The sequence below is a fragment of the Nocardia sp. NPDC004722 genome, from assembly GCF_053601505.1.
In genome coordinates, this window is the sequence record NZ_JBSGBY010000686.1 from 1 (window position 1) to 4,231 (window position 4,231).

Annotated in this window: 6 protein-coding genes; 1 reads left to right on the forward strand and 5 read right to left on the reverse strand. The window is 70.1% G+C overall.

Translation table 11 applies throughout. The features are described 5' to 3' along the window. A partial coding sequence (locus tag ACWELQ_RS39755; protein WP_452402164.1) for an SAM-dependent methyltransferase occupies positions 1-510 on the reverse strand: 510 nt, incomplete at its 3' end. A gap of 167 nt (positions 511-677) precedes the next feature. Here ACWELQ_RS39755 and ACWELQ_RS39760 point away from each other — a divergent pair. Next, the gene (locus ACWELQ_RS39760) at positions 678-1,184 is read left to right on the forward strand and encodes a TetR/AcrR family transcriptional regulator (protein WP_452402165.1); all 507 of its coding nucleotides are present in this window, start codon (positions 678-680) and stop codon (positions 1,182-1,184) included. A 30-nt stretch (positions 1,185-1,214) separates the two neighbouring features. Here ACWELQ_RS39760 and ACWELQ_RS39765 read toward each other — a convergent pair whose 3' ends face one another. From ACWELQ_RS39765 to ACWELQ_RS39780, 4 genes are all read right to left on the reverse strand, one after another. Beyond that, the gene (locus tag ACWELQ_RS39765; RefSeq protein ID WP_452402166.1) at positions 1,215-2,255 is read right to left on the reverse strand and encodes a methionine synthase; all 1,041 of its coding nucleotides are present in this window, start codon (positions 2,253-2,255) and stop codon (positions 1,215-1,217) included. 37 nt (positions 2,256-2,292) lie between these two features. Further along, the gene (locus ACWELQ_RS39770; protein ID WP_452402167.1) at positions 2,293-2,637 is read right to left on the reverse strand and encodes a hypothetical protein; all 345 of its coding nucleotides are present in this window, start codon (positions 2,635-2,637) and stop codon (positions 2,293-2,295) included. Continuing rightward, positions 2,634-3,749: a tRNA 2-thiouridine(34) synthase MnmA gene (gene mnmA / locus ACWELQ_RS39775; RefSeq protein ID WP_452402168.1), complete on the reverse strand. Its 1,116-nt coding sequence runs from the start codon at positions 3,747-3,749 to the stop codon at positions 2,634-2,636. Before mnmA ends, ACWELQ_RS39770 begins: the two co-directional genes overlap by 4 nt. Continuing rightward, positions 3,750-4,231 (reverse strand): aminotransferase class V-fold PLP-dependent enzyme (locus tag ACWELQ_RS39780; RefSeq protein ID WP_452402169.1); only part of this gene is annotated, 482 nt, incomplete at its 5' end.

The window sequence follows — 4,231 nt, forward strand, 5'->3', positions numbered from 1 at the left end:
TATGGCGACCGAACGCGCGTTGGTCATCGGGGGCGGCGGGGTGGCCGGAATCGCCTGGGCGACCGGGATTGTCGCGGGGCTGGCCGATACGGGCGGGCACGTCGGCGTCGCTCCCGTCGCCGCCAGGACGGGCTCCTTGAAATCGAAGAGTTCGGGTAGGTCGATCTCGAAGACGGTGATGTCCGCCGGGAGGTTCATCCGGTAGGCGCGGGTGTCCAAACCCGCTCCGAGCAGGACGATTTGGCGGCAGCCCGCCGCGACGGCCGCCTCGAAACGCTCGTCGACCAGTCGGACACCGATGGTTCTGCCGTCGTAGAACTGATCGGCGAGCTTCTCCAACCGCGCCCAGCGCTGCTCGTCGAAGCCCGCCCGTGCGGCGGTGACGAAGGCTTGCGCCAGCGGGTCGGCGTAGAGCCGATCCGCGCGCTCGTTCTCCCGGGCTCGGATGACGGCGACCCCGATCGCGGTCACGGCGACGCCGTCGACCGGCACTTTCATTGTTTCGGCCATGCTTGCTCCCCAGTGCAATTAACTTGCCGCCCGGCTAGGTATCTACCGGTGAGACAGACGGTAGGCTGCTTACTTGCCGGTCGTCAAGGCAGTTGAGTGAACCAGTGCGAAGGGAATCGATGGACGGGCGTCGCAGTGACACACGCGAGCGGATCCGGTCCGTCGCCATGGAACTGTTCTCCGAACGCGGCTACGACAAGACCTCGCTGCGGGAGATCGCCGAACGCCTGGGCGTCACGAAAGCCGCGCTGTACTACCACTTCCGGACCAAGGAAGACATCGTCGCGAGCCTGTCGGAGGATCTGCGCGGCGGCGTCGACGAGATCGTGCGCTGGGCCGAGGCCACGCCGCCCGGGCCGGAACGCGCCCGCGAGATCGTGATTCGCTACGGGGATCTGCTGCACGGGCTCGGCAAGGACATGATCCGGTTCTGGCACGAGAACCAGCCCGCGTTCCGCGATCTCGGTTTCGGCACCAGCCTGCGCTACCAGTTTCGGGTACTGGCCGACCTGATGACCGCGCCCAGCACCGAACCGCTGGCCGCCTTCCACGCCCGCCAGGCGTTGCTGGCGATCAGCTGGAGCCTGTCGATGATGGGCGACCTGCCGCTCTCGGACGAGGAGAGTAATGCGGCCTCGGTCGCCATCGCCTTGAGCATTCTCGACCGGATGTGAATCCGCCTGCCGCGCAGGCGAATCCAGGACTCACTCGAAGTCGAGCGACTCCGGATCCTCCGCGTAGGCGCGCGCGGTCTCGGCGGCCAGGCTCAGCGCCTGGCGCGCCCACGCCAACGGCGCACCGGCCAGCCCGCACGCCGGGGAGACCAGCACCTGTTCGGCCAGCAAGCGACGCGGGAATCCGAGCCGATCCAGCAGCCGCACACCGGGTTCGGCGATCTCACGCCAGGTGACCGGCTTCACGGGCGGGGCGGTCGGCACCAGACCGAGGACCAGATGCTTTCCGCCGTCGAGCAATTCGCCGATGCCGTCGAGGTCGGAGGTGCCGATGGTGGCCAGGTCGAAGCTGACCGCGGCGGCCGAACTCTTACGCAGGAAACGCAGGGCCGGTTTGTCGGCGCAGGTGTGCACCAGCACGGGCACCGATTGGCTGCCGATGAAGGTGTCCAGCACATGCAGCGCCTCGGGCTCGGGCATGGCGCGCACGGTGTTCAGCACGCTCACCCCCTTCAGGGTGCCGTCGAGTACGGTCGTCAGATCCGGCTCGTCGAGCTGAAGTACCACTTGCGCGCCCAGCCGTTTGCCCACCTCGGCAACGTGATTCGCGACGCCCTCGGCCAGCGACTCCGAAAGATCGCGCAGCGCACCGGAATCGGTGAGGATGCGGTGCCCGTGCGGCAACTCGGCCTCCGCCGCCACCGACAGCGGACCGGCCACCTGCACCTTCACCGGATGCCCGGAACCCGCGAAACCGCCGGTCTCCCACGCCTCTTCGAGCGCGTCCAGGTCGGTCCGCAGCAGATCGTGTGCCCGTCGCGCCACCGCGCCCGGGCGCGCGGCCAGCCGGTAGCCGCGGGTGGTGCTGTCGAACTGCATGTCCACCAGCAGGCCCGAGACCCGGCCGACCATATCCGCGCCCACACCGCGCGCGGGCAGCTCGACCAGGTGCGGCAGCTGCCCCAGCTCCCCCACCACCGTCGCCGCCGCCTCCCGCGGATCGGTCCCGGGCCACGACCCGATCCCGGTCGCGATGCCGCCGCGCAGCACCGAATTCGCGTCGTCGCTCATCCCAGCCACCCCTGAATCAGTCGGTCCGCCACCGGTGTCACTCGTCGGCATCGCCGCGGTCGGGGCCGCTGGAGTTCTCGTACCAGTCCCAGCAGGTCGCGTTCACGAACCAGTCCCAGGTCTTGCCTGCCCGGTCGCCGTCGACCGGGGCGGGCAGGGCGTCGCCGGGGCGGAACTCACCGGTGTCGGTGCGGGCGGGCTGCTGCTCGGCGATCGCGGTCTGGTTCACCGTGTTCCAGCGGCCGCGGCGGGCCTTGCGGCGCGGGCGCAGGCGCGCGGGTTGCGGCATCCCGCTGGCCCACACCACACGACTCGACCGGATCGAACGAACCTGCTGCGACACATAGGATTTCGCGCGTGCGCGCGTGCTGCGGTCGCTCACCGGCCGCTTCCCGCGAGCAGTTCGCTCGGGTGGGGTTCGCGTTCGGTCCCGGAGATGGTGCCACTGCCGAGCACCTCGTCGCCGGATTCGTCGGGGCGGTACAGGACCACGGCCTGCCCGCGTGCCACACCGGTCAGCGGTTCGCGCAGGCGCACCACCAGTCCGCCGTCCACCGCCTCCGCGACCGCGGGGGCGGTGCCGCCGTGGGCGCGCACCTGGGCGACGCATTCGACGGGCCCGGCGGGGATTTCACCGGAGGTCCAGATGGCGCGGTCGGCCAGCACCGTCCACACCTCGAGATCCTTGGCCGAACCCACCCGCACCACACCGGAATCCGGGTCGATGTCGGTGACGTAGCGCGGCTTGCCGTCGGCGGCCGGGCCGGGCAGGCCCAGACCCTTGCGCTGGCCGATGGTGAACCCGTGCACGCCTTCGTGATCGGCGAGCTTGGTGCCGTCCGCGTCGAGCACCGCGCCGGGGCGGATGCCGATCTTCGCGCCCAGGAACGCCTGGGTGTCGCCGGAGGGGATGAAGCAGATGTCGTGGCTGTCGGGCTTGTTCGCGACCGCCAGGCCGCGCTCGGCGGCCTCCTCGCGGATCTGCGGCTTCGGAGTGTCGCCCACCGGGAACATGGCGCGCGACAGCTGTTCGGGAGTCAGCACCGCCAAAACGTAGGACTGATCCTTGTCCGCGTCCACCGCGCGGCGCAGCACGCCGTCCTCGAGACGCGCGTAATGCCCGGTGACCACGGCGTCGAAACCCAGCGCCACCGCGCGATCGGCCAGCGCCGCGAACTTGATCTTCTCGTTGCAGCGCAGGCACGGGTTGGGGGTCTCACCGGCGGCGTACGCGGCGACGAAGTCGTCGATCACGTCCTCCTTGAACCGGTCGGCGAAATCCCAGACGTAGAACGGGATTCCGAGCACGTCGGCGGCCCGGCGGGCATCGCCGGAATCCTCCTTCGAGCAGCAGCCCCGCGATCCGGTGCGTAGCGTGCCGGGGTTCGCCGACAGTGCCAGGTGCACGCCGACCACCTCGTGTCCGGCGTCCACGGCCCGGGCGGCCGCCACGGCGGAATCAACGCCACCACTCATCGCGGCAAGCACTCGCATCTAGAAGCCTCCCTTCGCTCCGGCCAGTCCGGCCGCCTTCGCCCGCTCGACCACCTGCGGCAGCGCCGCCAGCAGGGCATCGATATCGGCGTCGGTCGAGTTGTGTCCCAAAGTGAATCGCAGGGATCCGCGCGCCAGCGCCGGTTCCACGCCCATGGCCAGCAGCACATGGGAGGGACCGGCCACGCCGGCATTGCACGCGGATCCGGTCGAGCATTCGATCCCGGCGGCGTCCAACAGCATCAGCAGCGAATCGCCCTCGCAGCCGGGGAACGTGAAGTGGGCGTTGCCCGGCAGTCGCTGGGCAACGGTCGCGCCGTCGGGGCCGGACTCGAGGCCGTCGCACAGCGGCTCGGGACCGTTGAGCACCGCCTCCGGCACCGCTGCGCGCACACCGGCGATGAGCCGATCGCGCAACCGCTCCAACTCCAGCGTGCGCAGCGGCAATCCGGCTGATCCCCACCCCGCTGTCCCCGAATCCG